Here is a 21,726-nt window from a genome sequence, read left to right as displayed (position 1 = left end):
GCCGTCAGCGGGTATCGCCCAGGACGATGCCCTCCCGCCGCGGATCGGCCCCGCCGATCCAGCCGCCGTTCTCGCGCTGCAGAGCGCTGAGGCCGCTGGACTGCGGGTCGACCGAGACCTGATGCCCCATCTCGCGCAGCTTCTGCACCAGCGGGTCGTGGGCGCCGTTGTCGGTGGCGTCGATCGCGGGATGTTCCCCGCCGACGCCGGTCACCGGTGTGTTCGCCGCGCCGAAGGCCACCTGGGATACCGCCTGCTGCGGGTCCAGCTGCCAATCCAGCAGTCCCACCAGCGCTTTCACGACGAACTGGATGATCACCGAACCGCCGGGCGAACCGGTCACGTCCACCAGCTGTCCGCGTGACCCGTCCGGCGCCCGATCGAACACCAGCGTGGGACTCATCGAACTGCGCGGTCGCTTCCCCGGCTGTACCCGGTTGGCCAGCGGCGTACCGGTTGCATCGGCGGGTTCGGCGCTGAAGTCGGTGAGCTGATTGTTCAGCACGAATCCGTCGACCAGATGGAACGATCCGAACGCCGATTCGACGGTGGTGGTCATGGTGGCGGCGTTGCCGTACCGGTCCACGACGGAGATGTGGCTGGTGCCGTGTTCGGGTTGCTGCACGCCGGTGCCGAGCGGGACCGGACCGAAGTCACCGGGCTTCGCGGTGCCCATGGCATGGTTCGGATCGATGAGGGCGGCCCGCTGCTTCAGATAGTCCTTGTTCACCAGCGCGGCGGGTGAGCCGCCGGGCAGCGGGACGAAATCGGGGTCGGCGATGTACTTGTCGCGGTCGGCATAGGCCAGCCGCTCGGCCTCCGAGATCAGATGCACCGCTTCGGCTTTCGGGGTGCCGCCGTTGCGGTCGAGACGGTCCGGGGGCAGGCCGGCGAGATCGAAGTTCTCCAGAATCCCGAGGGTCGCGGCGACGGTGATGCCGCCCGAGGACGGATTGGGCATCCCGCAGATCCGGTGGGTGCGGTAGTCGGTGCACAGGGCGGTGCGCTTCTTCGCCTGGTACCGGGCGAGATCGTCGAGCGAGATCTGCCCCGGGGTACGGCCACCACTGGTGGTCGCGGTGGCGTCGACGATGTCGCGGGCGACCGCGCCGGTGTAGAAGGCGTCGGGACCGTCGGAGGCGATGGCGCTCAACGTCTTCGCCATGGCCGGATTGGCGAGGTGGAAGCCTCGCGGTTTGGGGGAGCCGTCGGGCTGCAGGAAGTACTGCCTGGCATTCGCGTCCCGGGCGAGGTCCGGGGCAGACTGCGCGATCTGGCTCGCCATCCGGGCGCTGATGTCGAAACCGTTGTCCGCCAGCGAGATCGCCGGATCGAACAAATCGCGCCAGGACTGCTTGCCGTGGTCGCGATGGGCCGCCTCGAGCAGTCGCAGCACACCCGGCACGCCGATCGACCGTCCGCTGGCGCGCGTATTCGGTTGCGGCACCGAATGATCGGTGTCGCTGATCCAGCGCAGATAGTTCTCGGTCGCGGCGGCGGGTGCGACCTCGCGCCCGTCGTAGGCGTCGACCGATCCGGACGCGGCGTCGTAGTAGAGCAGGAACGCGCCGCCGCCGATGCCGGAGGCCTGGGGTTCGACCAATCCCAGGACTGTCTGCGCGGCGATCAGCGCATCGGCCGCGGTGCCGCCGTCGGCCAGGACCTCGCAGGCGGCGTGGGTGGCCAGCGGGTTCGCGGTGGAGACCGCGAAGGTGTGCGTGCGCACCGGGGTCATACCGCTGCGATAGCCGGTGGCGATCTCGGGATTGGTGGCCAGATTCGTCGCCCCCGCCGCCGGTCCCGCCACCGCGGTGATCGGGGTGCCGGCCGGACCCTCGACGCAGCTTCGGCCGGCCTCGGAGGTGGTGGACGAGCAGCCCGTGAGCAGCCCGGTGATCAGCAGCAGGACGACGCTCGCGCCGCCCAGAATCGCTAGCGTGCGCCTCATGCAGGCACTTTAGCCCGCGTCGGCCCCACCACGCGGGGTGTCGTTCCCATACCGGGTAACGTCGAGCCGCCCCGACCTCGACCAAGGGATCACCCGACCGATGAGCGAGACACCAGCACAGACGCACCTGTCCGCGGAGGACAGTGGCTATCACAAGAGCCTCAAGCCGCGGCAGTTGCAGATGATCGCGATCGGTGGCGCCATCGGCACCGGCCTGTTCCTCGGCGCCGGCGGACGGCTGGCCCATGCGGGGCCGGGACTGTTTCTCGTGTACGCGGTATGCGGTGGCTTCGTCTTCTTCATCCTGCGGGCGCTGGGCGAATTGGTCCTGCACCGGCCCTCGTCGGGGTCGTTCGTCTCCTATGCGCGCGAGTTCTACGGGGAGAAGGCGGCTTTCGTCGCCGGCTGGACCTATTTCCTGAACTGGTCGATGACCGGCATCGTCGACACCACCGCGATCGCCACCTATCTGCACTACTGGGGCGCGTTCGGCGCGATCCCGCAGTGGGTGCTGGCGCTGATCGCGTTGTGCCTGGTGCTGAGCGTGAACCTGATCTCGGTCAAATGGTTCGGTGAACTCGAGTTCTGGGCGGCGCTGATCAAGGTCGTCGCCTTGGTGTCGTTCCTGATCATCGGCGTCGTCTTCCTCGGCGGGCGATTCCGGGTCGACGGGGCCGCGACGGGTCTCGGATTGGTCGCGCACTCCGGTGGCTGGTTTCCGACCGGGGTGCTGCCGCTGGTGACGGTCGCCTCGGGCGTGGTGTTCGCCTATGCCGCGGTGGAAATGGTCGGCACCGCGGCGGGGGAGACCGAGAATCCGCAGCAGATCATGCCGCGCGCCATCAACTCGGTGATCCTGCGTATCGCGGTGTTCTATGTCGGCTCGCTGATCCTGCTGGCGCTGCTGCTGCCCTACACCGCCTACCACGCCGACGAGAGCCCGTTCGTCACCTTCTTCACCAAACTGGGTGTGCCGCATGCCGGTTCGGTGATGAACCTGGTCGTGCTCACCGCGGCCTTCTCGAGTCTCAACGCGGGTCTGTATTCGACCGGACGCATTCTGCGCTCGATGGCGGTCAACGGCAGCGCCCCGCGTTTCACCGCGCGGATGAACAGCCGCGGTGTGCCCTACGGCGGCATCGTGCTGACCAGTCTGATCGCCCTGGTCGGCATCTGGCTCAACTACATCGTGCCGGCGCGCGCGTTCGAGATCGTGCTCAACATCGCGTCACTGGGCATCCTGTCCTCGTGGGCGACGATCGTGCTGTGCCAGTTGGCGCTGTACCGGCGCTGGCGGCGCGGTGAGCTGGAACGGCCCGCGTTCCGCATGTTCGGCGCCCCCTATACCGGCATCGCGACCCTGGTGTTCCTGGCCGCGATGCTGGTGCTGATGGCCTTCGACCACCCCGTCGGCACCTGGACGGTGGCGAGTCTGGTGATCCTGATCCCGGCGCTGATCATCGGCTGGTTCGCCGCCCGCTCGCGAGTACTGGAGGTGGCGCGGCTGCGGGAACCGCCCGAGGACGAGCAGCCGGCCAAGCGCTCGGAATCGGTCCCCGTCGACGACTGACCGGCCCTCGGACCGTGCCGCCGATCCGAGGCCCGTACGGTCACAACGAGGTTGTGCTGCTTCGCTTTTCGCGCTCCTCGGCGATGCGGCGCTGCGCCTCGGACCATTCGATCGGCAGGTCGGCGGCCGGGACGGACCAGAAGACGAACGTCGATTCGCGCATCACCGTGCGGGCGCGCACGATGGCCGAGGCGTGCGGATCGGTCCGGGCGTAGGCGCTGATCGCCGCCTGGTCCGTCCAGGCCGACAGAGTCCAGAACGTGCGGCGGGTGAGATCGGCCTTCAGGGCGATGCCGAGTGCGCCGGGGGAGCGGCGGGCCTGGCGCCGCAGCACGATCGAGGTCGCGAGAAATCCGGGGACGTGCCGCAGTGACCGGACTTCGAGCCGCGAGGCCATGATCTGGACGGTATCGGTGGTGGGCCGCTCGACAGTGACCCAGGGCAGTGTGGGCATGGCGGTGAACTTTCGACGAGTCGGAGTGTGGTGCTGTCGCCTGCCCAACATCGCACGCCCACGCAATCTTGTCAATGACAAGATTGCGAGGTGAGCCGGCTCAGGCGCGCACGCTGCGCTCCGCACGCACATGCCAGCGGCCGTCCTCGGTGCGGGTCAGCCGGATGGGATGGTCGAAACAGGTGCTGATATTGCTGCTGGTCAGCACCTCGTCCACCGGTCCGCTCGCGACGCGGCGTCCCGCACGCAGCAACAGCACGTGGGTGGTGGCCGGGGGCAACTCCTCGAGGTGATGGGTGACCAGAACCGACGCCAGTTCGGGATGGGTGGCCTGCAGCAGATCGATGCGGTCGATGAGCTGTTCCCGGCCGCCGACGTCGAGTCCGGTGGCCGGTTCGTCGAGCAGGAGCAGCCGCGGTTCGGCGATCAGCGCCCGGGCGATGAGCGCGCGGCCGCGCTCGCCTTGGGACAGCGTGGGCCAGCGAGCGTCGCGGCGATGGGTCAGTCCCATCAGTTCGATGAGCCGATCCGCCTCGGCCTCCTGTTCCGGCGTCGGTGACCAGCGCTGCTTGATGTCGGCGGTATTGGTCAGCCCGGTCACGACCACCTCGTGCGCGGTGAGCGGGTAGGGCGGATTGTGCCGGGGGTCGACATGGCCGATGGCGGTACGCAATTCGCGCATATCCACCCGCCCCAGCCGATGGCCCAGGACGTGCACACTGCCGTGGGTGGGGTGTTCGAACGCCCCCAGCATCTTCAGCAGCGTGGTCTTGCCGGCGCCGTTGGGGCCCAGCAGTGCCCAATGCTCGCCGGCGCGCACGGTGAGCGACACCGCGGACAGGATCGGATTGCGGTTGCGCACGAAATCTACGGCGTCCACCTGCAGGATGGGGGAGTCGACCATGTGCCCACGGTAGCAAACTCCTCAGACAAGCTGATAGGTCGCGAAGCGCACACGGAACGTCGCGAATATCGGGCAACCGTCGACCGGTCGGTTTGTGCCCACAATCGGGTCGGTCGGTTCGATCGAGTTGCCGGAAAAGTGATGTGGATCACGATTGGCCGTTACCCTTTTCCCACCCGGTGCTCGTGCGGAATCACAAGAAATCATCCCGCGACGAGATGCCGTGGCCAGAAAGGCATCTCGACCATGAGCTCGACCTCGACAGCAGCCGCTCCCACCCTGCTCACCGGATTGTGGCGGCGAAAACTACCGCACTATCCCGACACTCCCGCCCGCTCCTGGTACCTGACGCTCGTGGTGATCACCTCGGTCGTGCTGTACTACCAGCTCTTCGTCGCGGGCGCGGTCGGCAATCAGCTGATCGCGTACTTCCACCTCTCGTTCGCCTATTTCGTGTGGATCTTCATCATCGGCGCGGCCTTCGGCGCCGCGGCCTCGGTGGCGGCGGGCCTGCTCGACCGCTGGGGACGAGCCAATATCGTGGCCTACGGGGTGGTGATCTGTTCGCTGCTCACCCTGTTCGCGCTTCCGGCGACGACCACGAAGATGGCCTATCTCGTCGTCTACTGCGTGGTGAGCGTGGTCGAAGGCGCGGTGCTGGTGGCCACCCCCGCGTTGATCCGGGACTTCTCACCGCAGCTGGGCCGTGCCTCGGCGATGGGATTCTGGACCCTGGGGCCGGTGATCGGCGCACTCGTCACCAGCGAGATCACCGCCCGCACCCTCGACAGTCATCCGGACTGGCAGTTCCACTACCGCCTGTGCGGTGTGATCAGCTGTGCGGTCGCCGTGGTCGCGGTGATCGGATTGCGCGAACTGAGTCCGCGCCTGCGCGATCAGGTGATGGTGAGCTTGCGGGATCGGGCGCTGGTCGAGGCGCGGGCCAAGGGCCTGGACGTCGAGGCGCTCGAACGCGGGCAGTGGCGGCAGATGATGCGGGTCGACGTGGTCGGCTCCGCCCTGGCCATCAGCATCTTCCTGGCATTCTTCTACACCATCGTGTCGTTCCTGCCGGTGTATCTGGCGACCAACTTCGGTTTCACACCGGCCCAGGCCAATGCACTGGGTAACTGGTACTGGATCGCGAACGCGGTGGCGCTGGTGGTGACCGGCATCGTGTCGGACATCCTCAAGGTGCGCAAACCGTTCATGATCCTCGGCGCCCTGATCAGCATCGCGGGGCTGTACGTCTTCCTGGGCTACACCGATCATCCCGATACCGGGTACTACTCGTTCGCGGGGGTGATGACGGTCATCGCGGTCGGCGGCGGCATCGCCTACGCCACCTGGATGGCGAGCTTCACCGAAACCGTGGAGCGCCGCAATCCGGCCGCGACCGCGGTCGGGCTGGCCGTATGGGGCGGTGTGCTGCGCACGGTGGTGACCTTCACGCTGTTCGGTCTCCTGATGGTGGTCGACGCGGCCGGACCGCTGGTCAACAACGGTCCGCGATTGCAGGAGATCCAGGCGCAGCACGGAGCGCAGCTGGCGACCATCCAGACCGTCGGCGCCGAGACCATGACGCAACTCGGTCGCAATCCCGCCGATCCCGCCGCCCAGATGGCCGCGCTGACCAAGCTGACCGGCGCGTCACCCGCCGACATCCAGGCCACCATCGCGTTGAACGCGCGCTATCCGCAGGAGCTGGCGACACTGCAGGCCGTGGATCCGGCCACGCTCGGTGCTCTGGCGGTGAATCCGAACGACGCGCGGGCCGCGGGCGCCGCGGTCGGTCAGGTGGCGGCGAAATTCGGCATCAGCCCCGCCGAAGCGGTGGGGCGGCTGACCGCGACCCAGCAGATTCCGCGCGATCAGCTCGCGGTCGCCAGTACCGTCGGCCCGAAACTCGTGACCGCGCAAGCGCAGTTGCAGGCGGTGGCCACCGTGCCGGCCGATGATCTGGCCTATGTCGCCGAGCACGGCGCCGAGGTGAAGCAGGCGGCCGCCGACTCGCCGGTGCAGTGGCGGCAGTGGTGGTGGATCTGCCTGATCGCGCAGGTGCTGTTCCTGCCCTTCGTCTTCCTGATGGCCGGGCGCTGGAGTCCGAAGCGGGCCGCCGCCGATGCCGCCGAACACGACCTGCGCGTGCGACAGGAACTGGTGGCGCTGGCGGAAACCGAGGCCGGGAAGGAGGCCTCTGCAGCGGAATCGGCGGCGGGGGAAGCGGCGCCGCCTGCCGAGCCGGCGCCTGCGGGGTAGTTCCGCGACGTGAATCGAGGTCCGGAACGCGCCTGCCGCCCGTTCCGGACCTCGAGTGCGCCCAAAGGCACAGGCGGATGGCTTCGATCGCCGTGGTTCAGCATCCCAGCTGGTCGGCCAGGTCCTCGAAATCGGTTGCGTTGATATCGAATTCGTCGCTGAACGCGGTGTCGGCCAGGGCCGGATCGCCGAACTCGAGCGGCCGCGCGACGAAGGCGGTGCGGAAGCCCAGGGCGGCCGCGGCCCGGATGTCGTACTTGTGGCTCGCGACCATCATGATCTCGCCCGGCTGCGCGCCGAGATAGTGCGCGGCCATGCGGTAGGTGCGGGGATCGGGTTTGTGCGCACCTGCCATCTCGGCCGTGAACACGGCGTGCCACGGGAAATCGCAGTGCCGGGTGATGCCGACGACCGCGTCGACGTCGGCATTCGACAACGTCGCGAGGGTGTAGCGGCGTCGCAGCCGGGTCAGGCCGGGCACCGCGTCCGGCCACGGGTCCAGGCGCTTCCAGGCGGAATTCAGTTCGGCGCGGGCATCGGAGGGCGCATCCATACCGCGCTCGGTGAGGAGTTCGTCGAGTGCCGCGCGATAGATCGAATCGACACTCACCCAGTGGTCACCGACCGCGGCGGTGCCGCGGAAATACGCTGCGCGCCAATCGTTCACGAACGCCGACCAGTCCCGGCCGGGATAGCGCTGCCCGAGCGTCGCCGCAGCCGCCGCGACCACGGTGGAGTGAAAATCGGTGGCGGTGCCCTGCACGTCGAACAGCAGCGCCTTCGGCCGGTCGTTCATGATCGCGATGGTAGCGGCGGTCGTCCGGCGAGCCGCGCGGCCGGGCGGCGCGATCGCCCTCGTCGTGTGATCTGGATAACATTTGTTCCGGGGGTCGACGTCGGAGACGTGGGTCCGCGCCGCGGAGAGTGGTGCCGTCGGTGCGCGAGCCTCGGATGGGAGCGAGATCATGCAGACCCGTACCGATGAGATAGCCGATCGGATCTACCGGATATCCACCTTCGTGCCCGAGGTCGGGCCGACCGGGTTCAGCTTCAACCAATTCCTGATCGTCGACGAGGAGCCGCTGCTGTTCCATTGCGGCATGCGCGCGCTGTTCCCGCTGGTGAGCGAGCAGATCTCTGCGATCGTGCCGGTGGAACGGCTGCGCTGGATCGCCTTCGGCCACGTCGAGGCCGACGAATGCGGGGCGATGAATCTGTTCCTGGCCGCCGCGCCGCACGCGCAGGTGGCGCACGGAATTCTCGGTTGTCAGGTGTCGATCGACGATCTGGCCGACCGGCCGCCGCGCCCGCTGGCCGACGGTGAGGTCATCGAACTGGGTGAGCGGCGCGTCCGCCACATCGACACTCCGCACGCACCGCACAACTGGGAGTCGCGGGTGCTCTACGAGGAGACCACGGGCGTGCTGTTCTGCGGTGATCTCATGACCCAGGTGGGCGACGGGCCCGCACTCACCGAATCCGATGTGGTCGGTCCGGCCGTACTCGCCGAGGACGTCTTCCGAGCCACGTCACTGGGCCCCGCGGTCCCGGCCGCCCTGTACCGACTGGCGGAGTTGAATCCGGCGACGCTCGCGGTGATGCACGGCTCCAGCTTCGCCGGCGACGGCGCCGCCGCACTGCGGGCACTGGCCGCGGATTACGAGAGACGCTTGCTTCCAGCCTGATCGGTTCCGCACCGGATCGGAACGACCGAAGGCCGCGCACGGGTGTACGCGACCGCGACACCGGGTATGCCGAAGGCGCGCCGAGCGGCGGGTGTGGCCCTAGACTCGGCACACACATTCGACGGAGGTGATCGGCGGTGCATCCCCAGGATCCGCGTGAGCAGCACACCACGCGGTACGAAAGCGGTTATCAGCCGGGCGGCTATCAGGACCCCGCCTACCGGCAGGATCCCGCTTACTACCAGCAGGATCCCGCTTATCAGCCCTACCGGGCGCCGGGCGGGCAGCAGCCCGCGCCGCGGCGGCGGCCCGAGGTCAACGTGGGCATGTTCGCGGGCGGGGTACTCGCCACCGCGATCGTGACCGCGCTGGCGGCCTGGCTGTGCGCGTGGATCATCGACGTCATCGCCACCCGCGCCACCGAGAGCGGCAAGTTCGGGGTCTGGAACCCGATGGCTGAGCAGGGGTACTGGTTCGCGGTGGTGGCCTTCTTCTGCGCCCTGCTCGCCGGCGTGCTCTGGTATCTGCTGCATCTGGGCACGCCGTCGCCGGATATGTTCTTCGCCTGGATCGTCGGGATCCTCATCGCCGCGGCGGTGGTCATCCCGCTGACGCTGTCCAGCGACATCTGGGTGGGAGTGACCACCGCCATCGAACACCTGGTGATCGGCCTGCCGATCTTCAGCCTGACCCGCACCGTCGGGGCGAAGAGCCTGGAACGGCCCTAACGCGGCAGCCGGGCCATCGCGAGCCCGGCCGCGCGGCCGGAGAAGATGCACCCGCCGAGGAAGGTGCCTTCCAGGGCGTTGTAGCCGTGGACGCCGCCGCCGCCGAAGCCGGCGACCTCACCCGCGGCATACAGGCCGGGGAAGGGGGAGCCGTCGGAGCGGATCACCTGCGAGTCCAGATTGGTCTGCAAGCCGCCCAGCGTCTTGCGGGTCAGCACGTTGAGCCGTACCGCGATCAGCGGACCGTGTGAAGGATCGAGAATCCGATGCGGCGCCGCGACCCGGCCCAGTTTGTCGCCGAGTGAGCGACGCGCGTTGGCGATCGCCATCAGCTGCGCGTCCTTGCTGTATTTGTTGTCCAGTTCGCGGTCGCGGGCGACGATCTGGTGTTCCAGCGCGGCGACCTCCAGTTGCGGGCCGCGCGCGATCTCGTTCATGCCGCGCACGAGTTCGGGCAGGGTGTCGGCGACCACGAAGTCCACGCCGTGCCGCTTGAACGCCTCGACCGGGCCGGGCGCGCCCTTGGCGGCGCGGCTCTTGAGCGTGAGTTTGAGGTCCTTACCGGTGATGTCGGGATTCTGCTCGGAACCGGAGAGGGCGAATTCCTTCTCGATGATCGACTGGGTGAGTACGAACCACGAGTAGTCGTAGCCGGTGTCCAGGATCGCCTTCATCGTGGCATTGGTGTCGAAACCGGGGAAACACGGTGCGGGCAAACGCTTTCCGTTCGCGTCGAACCACAACGACGACGGGCCCGGAATGATGCGGATGGCGTGATCGGGCCAGATCGGATCCCAGTTGTGAATGCCCTCGGTGTAGTGCCACATCCGGTCGCGGTTCACGATTCGCCCGCCGGCCGATTCGGAGATCGCGAGCATGCGGCCGTCGACATGGGCGGGCACGCCGGAGATCATGGTCTGCGGGCAGGGGCCGAGCCGTTCGGTGGGCCAGTTCTTCCGGATCAGTTCGTGGTTGTGGCCGATGCCGCCGGAGGACACCAGGACCGCGGGGGCGCGGAATTCGAACTCGCCCACCGTCGTTCGCGACGAGGCCACGCCACGGTCCAGTTCGCTCGGTTCCAGGACGCTACCTCGCACGCCCACCACCGCGTCGTCCTCCACAATCAGATCGTCGACCCGGTGCCGGAACGCGAATTCCACCAGCCCGCGCTGCTCGGCGGCCAGTACCGGTTCCAGGAAGACGCGCAGCACCTCCGGGCCGGTACCCCAGGTGAGGTGGAAGCGCGGCACCGAATTGCCGTGCCCGTCGGCGGTGGCGCCGCCGCGCTCGGCCCAGCCGACCAGGGGAGTGACCCGCAACCCCAGATCGTGCAGGTACCGACGCTTTTCTCCGGCGGCGAACTCGACGTAGGCGCGTGCCCACCGGCGCGCCCAGTGGTCTTCGTCGTCGCGATCGAATCCGGCCGAACCCAGCCAGTCCTGCCAGGCCAGCGCGAAGGAGTCCTTGATGCCGAGGCGTCGCTGCTCGGGACTGTCGACGAGGAACAGTCCACCCAGCGACCAGAAGGCCTGCCCGCCGAGATTGTTGCGATTCTCCTGGTCGAGAACCAGTACCCGCCGTCCTGCCCGGGTCAGTTCATAGGTGGCCACCAGTCCGGCCAGCCCGGCTCCGACGACGATGACATCCGGCTGTTGTGACGGCGCCACAGGTACTCCTCCGCGTTCGGGCGATTTGGATACATTCGTGTATCGAACGTGTTCAAGGTAGCAGATTCGAGCCGTCGCGAGCCCGGCTCCGCCATATCTGTCGGTGGCCCATGGCAGATTCGGTGCGTGCGCACCATCACCTCCGCCGCGGCCCGCCGGGCCGCACTCGCCGCCCAGGGATTCGCCACCACCGACCGCGACCGGACGGACGGCGCGGGAGGTCCGTCGACGCGCCGCGCGGTGCTCGGAGTCGTCCGCAATACCAAACTGCTGCAATTGGATTCGGTCGCCGCAGTGGTCCGCGCGCATTACGCGCCGGTGTTCGCCCGGATCGGCGCATACGATCGTTCGCTGCTCGACGAGGCGATATGGGATCACAGCGCGCGGCGGCCGCGGCGGCTCGTGGAGTACTGGGCACACGAGGCGGCGCTGATTCCGGTGGAGGATTGGCCGCTGCTGCGATGGCGGATGGCCGGGTACGCCCACGGCCGCTGGGGTGGGGCGCGCCGGGTGCTCGACGAGCATCCCGACCTGCCCGGGCGGGTGCTGAGCGTGATCGACCAGGTCGGCGCGTGCAGCGCGGCGGAGGTGGAACGCCGGCTCGAGTTGAATCGCCCTCGGCGCAAGGATCATTGGGGCTGGAACCACAGCGACACCAAGGTGGTGTGCGAGATGTTGTTCGCCACCGGGGAGCTCTCGGTGGACAAGCGCGTGGGTTTTCAGCGGCATTACGACCTCACCGAGCGGGTGCTGCCGCCCGAGGTCGTCGCCCGCCGCATCGACGAACCGGATGCGGTGCGCGAACTGGTCCTCCGGGCCGCCGAGGCCTTGGGTGTGGCCACCGAGACCGATCTGCGCGACTACTACCGGCTGCATCGGCGGCAATGTGAACCCGCGCTGGCCGAGCTGGTCGACGCGGGAGAGCTCGAGCCGGTGCGGGTGGACGGCTGGGACAAGCCGGCTTATCTGCGTACCGGGACGCGGATCCCGCGGCGGGTCGAGGGCGCCGCACTGCTGTGCCCGTTCGACCCGCTGATCTTCTTCCGGCCGCGCACCGAGCGGCTGTTCGATTTCCACTACCGGATCGAGATCTACACCCCGGAACACAAACGGGTGCACGGCTATTACGTGTTCCCGTTCCTGCTCGACGGCGAGCTGGTGGCCCGGGTGGATCTGCGCGCGGACCGTGCGACCGGCCGGCTGCACGTGCTCGGCGCCTTCGCCGAACCCGGTCGGCCGCACGCGCGCATCGCCCACGAGCTGGCCCGGCAGCTGGAGGCGATGGCCGGGTGGCTCGCGCTCGAGACCGTGGTGGTCGGCGAGCGCGGCGATCTGGCCGCGGCGCTGGCCGTCGAGGTGGCTGCCCGCGAACGGGTTTCGGTGCCGGCCGGGGTCAGGTTCGCGGAGCCCGGGTGATCCCGGGGACCGCCGCATCGGGGGAGATGGTCGCGGTCCGGGCCGCCGCGGCCTCGTCCGCCGCGCGCCCCCACCGCCCGGCCAGCGCGGCGCAGGTGATCAGCTGAATCTGGTGGAAGATCATGAGCGGCAACACGATCAGGCCCACCGGATGTCCGGCGAACAGGACCGTCGCCATCGGCAGGCCGGTGGCCAGACTCTTCTTGGACCCGCAGAAGATCACCACGATGCGATCGGCCCGGTCGAATCCGAACAGCCGCGCCACCCCCGCCGTCACGCCCAGCACCACCGCCAGCAGGACGATCGCCACACCCACGACCGCCAGCAGACGACCCACGGCCAGCCCCTGCCAGACGTGTTCGACCATGCCCGCGCTGAACGCCGCGTAGACCACCAGATACACCGAACCGCGGTCGACGATCTTGGTGAGGGTGGTGTGCGCCAGTACGCGATGCAGCTTCGGCCGGAGCAGCTGACCGGCGATGAACGGCAGCAGCAGTTGCACCACGATCTGCACGATCGACATCGGCGAGACGGTGGCGTCGCCGGTGGTCTGCATCAGCAGCATCACCAGCAGCGGTGTCAGGAACACGCCCAACAGGTTCGACACCGATGCGCTGACCACCGCGGCCGCGACATTGCCGCGCGCGATGGCGGTGAACGCGATCGAGGACTGCACCGTCGAGGGCAGCAGGCACAGGTAGAGCATTCCCGTGTAGAGCTCGTCGCTGAGCACAGAGGGGACCAGCAGTCGCATCGCCAGGCCGAGCAGCGGGAACAGGATGTAGGTCGCGGCGAGCACCGTCGTGTGCAACCGCCAGTGCCGCAGGCCCGCGAGCGCCTCACGCGGTTCGAGCCGGGCGCCGTACAGCAGGAACAACACCGCGATCGCTACCTTGGTGCCCCACTCCAGTACGTCGGCCGCGCCGCCGCGAGCGGGCAGGATCAGGCCGATCGCCATCGCCGCGAACAAGCCCAGCAGGAACCCGTCGATACGGAGTTTGGCCAGCAACGTCACCTCGCCACGGTACGACGTCGATTACTGATCGCCAAAGTCGATGGAAGCGATATCTATGAACGAGTAACGTGATGAATGTGTTCGATCCGGAATTACTGCGCACCTTCCTGGCGGTCGAACGCGCCGGCGGGTTCACCGCGGCGGGCCGCATCCTGGGCCTGCGCCAGTCCACGGTCAGCGGGCATATCGCCCGGCTCGAGCAGGCCGCCGGCCGCGAACTGATCCGCCGCGACACCCGCAATCTGGCGCTGACCGCCGATGGTGCCGCGATGGTCGGTTTCGCGCGCAACATCCTCGACGCACAGGCCGAGGCCGACCGCTACTTCTCCGATTCCCGGCTCACCGGATTGATCCGGCTGGGCGCCTCCGACGATCTGGTCGCGCGCGAACTGCCCGACGTCCTGCTGGAATTCCAGCGGTCGCATCCGGGGGTGGATCTGGAACTGATCGTCGGGCTCAGCGAGAACCTCAAAACGAGGATGGCGGCGGGCGAACTGGATCTGATGGTGGCCAAGCGGCTGCCGGGCGAGCGGCACGGAGAACTGCTGTGGCGCGACCGGCTGGTGTGGGCCGGGCGTTCGGGTGTCGGCGACATCGTCGACCCGGTCCCCGTGGTGACCTATCCGCCGCCGAGCCTGACCCGCCACGTGGCACTGCGCGCACTCGAGCGGGAAGGACGGACCTGGCGGATCGCCTGCGTCAGCGACAGCCAGCTGGGCCTGCGGGCCGCGGTGCTGGCCGGACTGGGGGTCGTGGCGCACGCCGAAACCCTTCTTCCCCCAGGACTTTTCGCGATCGACGACGAGAAGCTGCCGGAACTGGGCGAGCTGGAGTTCGTGCTGCTGCGCCGGCACAGCCGGCTCTCCGAACCCGAACAGGCGCTCTGCGACGCGATCATCGCCGGCGCCCACCGCATGCACCGATGACCACCGCGCGGCGCCTGTCACCGGCCGCACACCGTTCACGGTCACGGCGCGTATCCGCTGTCGGTGCCGGTCGTTAACCTGGTTCCGTGGCAGATCCCGCGACCTATCGGCCCGCACCGGGCACCATTCCCGTCGAACCCGGCGTCTACAAATTCCGGGATTCCTACGGGCAGGTGATCTATGTCGGCAAGGCCAAGAGTCTGCGCAGCCGCCTGAATTCCTACTTTGCCGATGTGTCCTCGCTGCATCCGCGCACCCGGCAGATGGTGACCACCGCCGCGAGCGTCGAGTGGACGGTGGTATCCACCGAGGTGGAGGCGTTGCAGCTGGAGTACAACTGGATCAAGGAATTCGATCCGCGCTTCAACGTGCGCTACCGCGACGACAAGACCTACCCCATGCTCGCGGTGAGTATGAACGAGGAATATCCGCGGGTGTTCGTCTATCGGGGCGCTCGCAAGAAGGGCGTGCGGTATTTCGGGCCGTACGCCCACGCCTGGGCCATCCGCGAGACGGTGGATCTGCTGTTGCGGGTGTTCCCCGTGCGGACGTGTTCGGCCGGAGTGTTCAAGCGCCACAGGCAGATCGGGCGTCCGTGCCTGCTCGGCTACATCGACAAATGTTCGGCGCCCTGTATCGGCCGGGTCGACGCCGACGAGCACCGCCGCATCGCCGAGGATTTCTGCGACTTTCTGTCCGGCCGCACCGATCGCATGGTGCGGGAGCTGGAACGCCGAATGCAGTCCGCCGCAGCGGATCTGGACTTCGAGACCGCCGCACGCCTGCGCGACGATGTGGCCGCGCTCAAACGCGCACTGGAGAAGCAGGCGGTCGTGCTGGGCACCGGCACCGACGCGGACGTGATCGCCTTCGCCTCCGACGAACTCGAGGTCGCGGTGCAGATCTTCCACGTGCGCGACGGGCGGGTGCGTGGCCAGCGCGGCTGGGTGGTCGACAAATCCGGCGACGCCGTCGACCTGAACTGGGCCGGTACCGAAGACGCCGCGGGCGCCGCGCCGATCGACCAGGGTGCCCGGGGGCCGAGTGAGCTGGCCGCGCTGGTGGAACAGTTCGTCACCCAGTTCTACGGCGAACAGGCCGCCTTCGCCGAGCACACCGATACGGAGACTCCCGCCACCGCGGTTCCGCGCGAGGTCCTGGTTCCGGAGCTGCCCGGCGATCCGGAGCAGGTGCAGGGCTGGCTGTCGGGGCTGCGCGGCTCGGCCGTGGCGCTGCGGGTGCCGCAGCGCGGCGACAAGAAGGCGCTGATGGAGACCGTGCAACGCAATGCGCAGGAGGCGCTGGCCCAGCACAAACTCAAGCGCGCCGGCGATCTGACCGCGAGATCGGCCGCGCTGCAAGGTATTCAGGACGCCCTCGACCTCGACAGCGCACCACTGCGCATCGAATGTGTCGACATCAGCCACGTGCAGGGCACCGATGTCGTGGCCTCGCTGGTGGTGTTCGAGGACGGGTTGCCGCGCAAATCGGAATATCGGCACTACACGATCAAGGAGGCCGCGGGTGAGGGCCGCTCCGACGACGTGGCCAGCATCGCCGAGGTCACGCGGCGCCGGTTCTATCGGCTGCGCAAGGAACTCGACGAAATCAGTGCGGCGGCGACGGCGGAGGCCGATGCGGCCGAGCACGCGGGCGGAACCGGTGCTCCACATCCGCAGGCCGGCGCCGCGGCGATCGCCACCGCCGAGGCCGAACCCGCGGATCTACCGCCCGGCATCGATCCGGCCACGGGGCGGCCGCGCAAATTCTCCTATCCGCCGAATCTGTACGTCGTCGACGGCGGCGCCCCGCAGGTGGCGGCCGCGGCGGAGGTGCTCGACGAACTCGGCATCACCGACGTCGCGGTGATCGGGCTGGCCAAACGCCTGGAGGAGGTGTGGGTGCCGGGCGAGTCCGACCCGGTGATCATGCCGCGCACCAGCGAATCGCTGTTCCTGCTGCAGCGCGTGCGTGACGAGGCGCACCGATTCGCCATCACCTTCCATCGCAGTAAACGCTCGCGCCGGATGACCGCGTCGGCCCTGGATTCGGTGCGGGGGCTGGGGGAAGCCCGCCGCACCGCACTGGTGACCCACTTCGGATCGGTGGCCAAACTCAAGCAGGCTACGGTGGAGGAAATCACGGAGGTGCCCGGTATCGGGGTGGCGACGGCCAAGGCCGTGCTCGCGGCCCTCAACTCCGAATGACGTCTCGGTCACGGCTCGGTTTCGCCGGCGGTGCGCGCTCCGCCGGGGCCGGTCGGGGCGGGCAGGATGATCGAATGGCAGCCACGGACGGAACCCGATAGGACATGACGAGCGTCGAATCGAACCCCAACGCGAGTACCGGCATCCGGCCGCAGCCCGATGCGCATCCGGTCGAGGTCGTCATCGTCACCGGCCTGTCCGGTGCCGGGCGCGGCACCGCCGCCCGAGTCCTCGAAGACCTCGGCTGGTATGTCGCGGACAATCTGCCGCCGGAACTGATCGGCCGGCTGATCGAGCTCGGTGCCGCCGCCGATCCGCCGATCACCAAACTCGCGCTGGTCATGGACGTGCGCAGCCGCTTCTTCACCGGCGACCTGTCCGGGGTCACCGATCAGCTGCGGGCCAACGGGGTCGGCACCCGCCTGTTGTTCCTCGAGGCCTCCGACGATGTGCTGATCCGGCGCTTCGGCTTCGCCCGCCGCCGCCACCCGTTGCAGAGCGAGAGCGCCGACGGCACCCTCTCGGCCGGGATCGCCGCGGAACGCCGGGCCCTGTCGAAGGTCAAGACCGCCGCCGATCTGGTGATCGACACGACCGCGCTGTCGGTGCATCAGTTGCACCGCAAGTTGGAGGAGGCCTACGGCGGCGGCGCACCCGCGGCCCTGCAGGTGACGATCCAATCGTTCGGATTCAAATACGGTGTTCCGCTGGACGCGGACATGGTTTTCGACGTCCGATTTCTGCCGAACCCGCATTGGATCCCGGAATTGCGGGAACATACCGGGCAGGACGCCGTGGTCAGCGAGTACGTATTGTCACGGCCCGGCGCCGACGACTATGTGAATACGTGCCGCCATCTGGTCGACCTGACCACCAGCGGCTACCGCCAGGAGGGTAAGCGATATATGACCGTGGCAGTGGGGTGTACCGGTGGTAAGCACCGCAGCGTGGCGATCGCCGAAGAGCTGGGTGAACTGCTGGGCCGGCCCGACAGTGCCTCGACCGACGTCGTCCGCGTGGTCCACCGGGATCTGGGGCGCGAATGAACGACGCGGACCATAGCGACGACACCTCCGCGTCGGGAAAATCCGGCGATTCGGAAGAGCCCACTCTGGTGGCCCTGGGCGGCGGCCACGGTCTCTACGCCACCCTGACCGCCGCCCGCCGGCTCACCGAGCGCATCACCGCGGTCGTGACCGTCGCCGACGACGGGGGATCGTCCGGGCGGCTGCGTGCCGAACTGGGCATGCTGCCGCCGGGTGATCTGCGCATGGCTCTGGCGGCCTTGGCCGAGGATCCCGACGGGGTCTGGGCGCGCACCGCGCAGCACCGCTTCGGCGGCACCGGAGCGCTGGCCGGGCATTCGGTCGGCAACCTCGTGCTGGCCGGGCTGGCCGAGGTGCTCGGCGATCCGGTCGCGGCGCTCGACGAGATGGCCGCGATCCTGCGCTGCGTCGGCCGGGTGCTGCCGATGTCGCCGACCGCGCTGACCATCGAGGCCGACGTCTCCGGCCTCGAGGCCGACCCGCGGGTCAGCCGGTGTATCCGTGGCCAGGTCGCGGTGGCCACCACGCCGGGCAAGGTGCGCCGGGTCCGGCTGATCCCGTCCGACCCGCCGGCCAGCCCCGAGGCCACCTCGGCGATCGAGCACGCCGACGTGGTGGTGCTGGGCCCCGGATCGTGGTTCACCAGCGTCATTCCGCACATGCTCGTGCCGGATCTGCGGGAGGCGCTGATGGATACGCACGCGGTGAAAGTGCTGGTCCTGAACCTGGCGGCGGAGCCCGGAGAGACCACGGGATTCTCCGCCGAACGGCACCTGCATGTATTGTCCCAGCACGCACCGGATTTCGCTGTCGACCATGTGCTGGTGGACTCCGGCTCCGTACCCGAGGGTAGGGAGCGCGAACATGTGGCAAGAGCTGCCGAACAGCTGCGTGCACGAGTAACCTTCGCTGATGTCGCCGAGGCGGGGACGGACCGGCACCACCCTGGAAAGCTAGCCGCCGCACTGGATCAGGTGATCCGCCAACCTCGGCCGGAATTGGCAGGGCTTCGAGTCGAAGGACGGCATCCGGTCCAGCAGGTGCGGTCCGTGTTGGGTGGAAAGGAGCGGGTCTCGTGGCGATGACAGCCGAGGTGAAAGACGAGTTGAGCCGTCTGTCCGTCTCGCAGGTGAGTGCACGCAAGGCGGAACTGTCGGCCCTACTCCGGTTCGCCGGTGGCCTGCACATCGTCGGCGGTCGGGTGATCGTCGAGGCCGAGGTCGATATGGGCTCGATCGCGCGGCGACTACGGCGCGAGATCTTCGAGCTCTACGGCTACGGATCGGATGTGCACGTGCTGGGCGCGGGTGGTTTGCGCAAGACCTCCCGATATGTCGTGCGCGTGTCCAAGGAGGGCGAGGCGCTGGCCCGCCAGACCGGATTGCTCGATGTGCGCGGCCGCCCGGTGCGCGGACTGCCCGCGCAGGTCGTCGGCGGCAGCATCGGCGATTCGGAAGCGGCCTGGCGCGGGGCCTTCCTGGCCCACGGTTCGCTCACCGAACCCGGGCGTTCTTCGGCGCTCGAGGTGAGCTGCCCCGGCCCCGAGGCGGCACTGGCCCTGGTCGGCGCGGCCCGCCGGATGGGCATCTCGGCCAAGGCCCGCGAGGTGCGTGGCACCGATCGCGTCGTGGTCCGTGACGGGGAGGCCATCGGTGCCCTACTGACCCGGATGGGCGCCCAGGACACGCGGCTGACCTGGGAGGAACGCCGGATGCGGCGGGAGGTCCGCGCGACCGCGAACCGTCTCGCCAACTTCGACGACGCCAATCTGCGCCGCTCGGCCCGGGCCGCCGTCGCCGCCGCGGCCCGCGTGGAACGCGCCCTCGAGATCCTCGGCGAGGACGTGCCCGATCATCTGGCCGCCGCGGGACGGTTGCGCGTGCAGCACCGCCAGGCCTCGCTGGAAGAACTCGGGCAGCTGGCCGACCCGCCCATGACCAAGGACGCCGTCGCCGGGCGTATTCGCCGCCTGTTGTCCATGGCCGATCGCCGCGCCAAGGAATTGGGCATTCCCGATACCGAATCGGCCGTCACCGCCGAACTGCTCGAAGACGCGTGAGCGGGACCGGTCCCGGGTGATCGGCATCGGCCCGGGACCGTCCTCGTGATGACGGTCCCTCGGCCGATTTCCCGGTCCGAGGGTGAATCGAGCGGTGCCGTGGTCGCGAATCCCCTTGTGCCGCACGAGCGACGGTTTGCCCACAGGTTCGTGGTTGTCCACAAGCTGCGTTCGTGGCGCCTTCGCGGGCGAGCGCGGTGCGATAGGCTCGTGCTACCGAACCCACCGGCACCGAAACAGCTGAGCCGGAACAGGTGAAAACCCTGGCAGATGGGTATCCCCGCCGCGAATGGGCAGGGCCGGCGGCCGTGGCCGCCACGGTTCGGTGCGAGAGGCGTGAACTCACGCTCACCGGCGCAGCGTCGGGCCGGTGAGGTCGCGGCAGGGGCGTGTCCGTGATGTTATGGCCGGGCATTAGGGTGGTCTGGCATCGGAATGAATCCGCTTGAAAGCTGAGGAGCGATAACGTGACTGTCCGGGTAGGCATCAACGGCTTCGGTCGTATCGGACGTAACTTCTTCCGGGCGGTGGAGGCGCAGAAAGCGCTCGGCACCACCGATATCGAGATCGTCGCGGTCAACGACCTCACCGACAACGCGACCCTGGCCACGCTGCTGAAGTACGACTCGATCCTCGGCCGACTGCCGCAGGACGTCTCGCTCGACGGCGACGACACCATCGTGGTCGGCGACCAGCGGATCAAGGCACTGGCCATCAAGGAGGGCCCGTCCGCGCTGCCGTGGGGTGATCTGGGTGTCGACGTGGTCGTCGAGTCGACCGGCATCTTCACCGACGCCACCAAGGCCAAGGGACACCTGGCCGCCGGCGCCAAGAAGGTCATCATCTCCGCGCCCGCCAAGGGTGAGGATCTGACCGTGGTCATGGGTGTCAACGACAGCCAGTACGACGGCAGCCAGAACATCATCTCCAACGCGTCGTGCACCACCAACTGCCTCGGCCCGCTGGCCAAGGTCCTCAACGACGAATTCGGCATCGAGCGTGGTCTGATGACCACGATCCACGCCTACACGCAGGACCAGAACCTGCAGGACGGCCCGCACAGCGACCTGCGTCGCGCCCGCGCCGCCGCCCTGAACATCGTGCCCACCGGCACCGGCGCCGCGAAGGCCATCGGCCTGGTGCTTCCGGAGCTGCAGGGCAAGCTGGACGGCTACGCGCTGCGCGTGCCGGTGCCGACCGGTTCGGTCACCGACCTGACCGCGACGCTGCGCAAGTCGGCGAGCATCGACGAGATCAACGCCGCCTACAAGGCCGCCGCCGAGGGACCGCTGAAGGGCATCCTGAAGTACAACGTCGACCCGATCGTCTCCAGCGACATCGTGACCGACCCGCACTCCTCGATCTACGACGCGCCGCTGACCAAGGTCATCGACGACCAGGTCAAGGTCGTGTCGTGGTACGACAACGAGTGGGGTTACTCCAACCGTCTCGCCGACCTGATCGGCCTCGTCGGCAAGTCGCTGTAAACCCATGGCAGTCAAGACCCTTCAGGATCTCCTTGCCGAGGGCGTGGAGGGGCGGGGCGTACTCGTGCGCTCCGACCTGAACGTTCCCCTCGACAACGGCGTGATCACCGATCCGGGCCGGATCATCGCCTCGGTGCCCACGATCAAGACGCTGGCCGAGGCCGGTGCCAAGGTCGTCGTCACCGCCCACCTGGGCCGCCCCAAGGGCGAACCCGATCCGAAGCTGTCGCTGGCGCCCGTCGCCGCGAAGCTGAGCGAGGAGCTGGGCCGCAACGTACAGCTCGCCGGTGATGTGGTGGGCCAGGACGCGCTCGCGCGGTCCGAGGGCCTCACCGACGGTGATGTGCTGCTG

Annotated in this window: 18 protein-coding genes; 12 read left to right on the top strand and 6 right to left on the bottom strand. The window is 68.4% G+C overall.

The window, feature by feature from the left end; all coding sequences use genetic code 11:
- Window positions 1–4: 4 nt before the first annotated feature.
- Window positions 5–1,948: a gamma-glutamyltransferase gene (gene ggt, locus NN2_RS12775; protein ID WP_063013362.1), complete on the bottom strand. Its 1,944-nt coding sequence runs from the start codon at window positions 1,946–1,948 to the stop codon at window positions 5–7.
- Between the two features lie 100 nt (window positions 1,949–2,048).
- On the opposite strand from ggt, the gene NN2_RS12770 reads away from it, so the two are divergent.
- Window positions 2,049–3,518 carry an amino acid permease gene (locus NN2_RS12770; protein ID WP_063013360.1) on the top strand — a complete coding sequence of 490 codons (1,470 nt, stop codon included), beginning with the start codon at window positions 2,049–2,051 and terminating at the stop codon, window positions 3,516–3,518.
- Window positions 3,519–3,558: 40 nt separating this feature from the next.
- On the opposite strand, the gene NN2_RS12765 is transcribed toward NN2_RS12770, so the two are convergent.
- Together NN2_RS12765 and NN2_RS12760 are read right to left on the bottom strand one after the other, a co-directional pair.
- Entirely contained in the window at window positions 3,559–3,972 is a 414-nt protein-coding gene (locus tag NN2_RS12765) for a DUF3291 domain-containing protein (RefSeq protein ID WP_063013358.1), read from the bottom strand.
- Between the two features lie 100 nt (window positions 3,973–4,072).
- Window positions 4,073–4,876, bottom strand: coding sequence for an ABC transporter ATP-binding protein (locus NN2_RS12760; protein WP_063013356.1), 804 nt, complete (start codon window positions 4,874–4,876; stop codon window positions 4,073–4,075).
- 246 nt (window positions 4,877–5,122) lie between these two features.
- Here NN2_RS12760 and NN2_RS12755 point away from each other — a divergent pair, with 246 nt between their 5' ends.
- The gene (locus NN2_RS12755) at window positions 5,123–7,135 is read left to right on the top strand and encodes an MFS transporter (protein ID WP_082856952.1); all 2,013 of its coding nucleotides are present in this window, start codon (window positions 5,123–5,125) and stop codon (window positions 7,133–7,135) included.
- Between the two features lie 97 nt (window positions 7,136–7,232).
- Here the strand turns inward: NN2_RS12755 and NN2_RS12750 are convergent, their stop codons facing one another.
- A complete protein-coding gene (locus tag NN2_RS12750) occupies window positions 7,233–7,931 on the bottom strand; it encodes a haloacid dehalogenase type II (RefSeq protein ID WP_063013416.1) in 699 nt (232 codons plus the stop codon).
- A 169-nt stretch (window positions 7,932–8,100) separates the two neighbouring features.
- Between NN2_RS12750 and NN2_RS12745 the strand changes: the two genes are divergently transcribed.
- Window positions 8,101–8,820, top strand: a complete 720-nt coding sequence (locus NN2_RS12745; RefSeq protein ID WP_063013354.1) for an oxygen-binding di-iron domain-containing protein — start codon at window positions 8,101–8,103, stop codon at window positions 8,818–8,820.
- 137 nt (window positions 8,821–8,957) lie between these two features.
- A complete protein-coding gene (locus NN2_RS12740; protein ID WP_063013352.1) occupies window positions 8,958–9,548 on the top strand; it encodes a DUF6069 family protein in 591 nt (196 codons plus the stop codon).
- On the opposite strand, the gene NN2_RS12735 is transcribed toward NN2_RS12740, so the two are convergent.
- Entirely contained in the window at window positions 9,545–11,215 is a 1,671-nt protein-coding gene (locus tag NN2_RS12735; protein WP_063013350.1) for an FAD-binding dehydrogenase, read from the bottom strand. The genes NN2_RS12740 and NN2_RS12735 overlap by 4 nt on opposite strands.
- A gap of 126 nt (window positions 11,216–11,341) precedes the next feature.
- Here NN2_RS12735 and NN2_RS12730 point away from each other — a divergent pair, with 126 nt between their 5' ends.
- Window positions 11,342–12,631 (top strand): winged helix-turn-helix domain-containing protein, encoded by a 1,290-nt coding sequence (locus NN2_RS12730; protein ID WP_063013348.1) that lies wholly within the window; start codon window positions 11,342–11,344, stop codon window positions 12,629–12,631.
- Here NN2_RS12730 and NN2_RS12725 read toward each other — a convergent pair.
- Window positions 12,609–13,649, bottom strand: coding sequence for a bile acid:sodium symporter family protein (locus NN2_RS12725; protein WP_082856951.1), 1,041 nt, complete (start codon window positions 13,647–13,649; stop codon window positions 12,609–12,611). The genes NN2_RS12730 and NN2_RS12725 overlap by 23 nt on opposite strands.
- A gap of 71 nt (window positions 13,650–13,720) precedes the next feature.
- Here NN2_RS12725 and NN2_RS12720 point away from each other — a divergent pair, with 71 nt between their 5' ends.
- The 7 genes from NN2_RS12720 to pgk all read left to right on the top strand — a co-directional run.
- On the top strand, window positions 13,721–14,575 hold the full coding sequence (locus tag NN2_RS12720) for a LysR family transcriptional regulator (protein ID WP_063013346.1): 855 nt from the start codon (window positions 13,721–13,723) through the stop codon (window positions 14,573–14,575).
- 86 nt (window positions 14,576–14,661) lie between these two features.
- Window positions 14,662–16,782, top strand: coding sequence for an excinuclease ABC subunit UvrC (gene uvrC / locus NN2_RS12715; protein ID WP_063013345.1), 2,121 nt, complete (start codon window positions 14,662–14,664; stop codon window positions 16,780–16,782).
- Between the two features lie 104 nt (window positions 16,783–16,886).
- Entirely contained in the window at window positions 16,887–17,828 is a 942-nt protein-coding gene (gene rapZ, locus NN2_RS12710) for an RNase adapter RapZ (RefSeq protein ID WP_051042714.1), read from the top strand.
- Window positions 17,825–18,913: a gluconeogenesis factor YvcK family protein gene (locus NN2_RS12705; protein WP_063013342.1), complete on the top strand. Its 1,089-nt coding sequence runs from the start codon at window positions 17,825–17,827 to the stop codon at window positions 18,911–18,913. The genes rapZ and NN2_RS12705 overlap by 4 nt, the downstream gene beginning before the upstream one ends.
- Window positions 18,904–19,887, top strand: coding sequence for a DNA-binding protein WhiA (gene whiA, locus NN2_RS12700; RefSeq protein WP_030514031.1), 984 nt, complete (start codon window positions 18,904–18,906; stop codon window positions 19,885–19,887). Before NN2_RS12705 ends, whiA begins: the two co-directional genes overlap by 10 nt.
- 467 nt (window positions 19,888–20,354) lie before the next feature.
- Window positions 20,355–21,374 carry a type I glyceraldehyde-3-phosphate dehydrogenase gene (gene gap, locus NN2_RS12695; protein WP_030514032.1) on the top strand — a complete coding sequence of 340 codons (1,020 nt, stop codon included), beginning with the start codon at window positions 20,355–20,357 and terminating at the stop codon, window positions 21,372–21,374.
- A 4-nt stretch (window positions 21,375–21,378) separates the two neighbouring features.
- The coding region (pgk, locus tag NN2_RS12690; RefSeq protein ID WP_082856950.1) for a phosphoglycerate kinase at window positions 21,379–21,726 on the top strand (348 nt) is incomplete at its 3' end.

The organism is Nocardia nova NBRC 15556 (assembly GCF_001613005.1).
GTDB lineage: Bacteria > Actinomycetota > Actinomycetes > Mycobacteriales > Mycobacteriaceae > Nocardia > Nocardia nova.
Note: the sequence above shows the minus strand (reverse complement) of the source record. Positions and strands in the feature narration are given on the sequence as shown.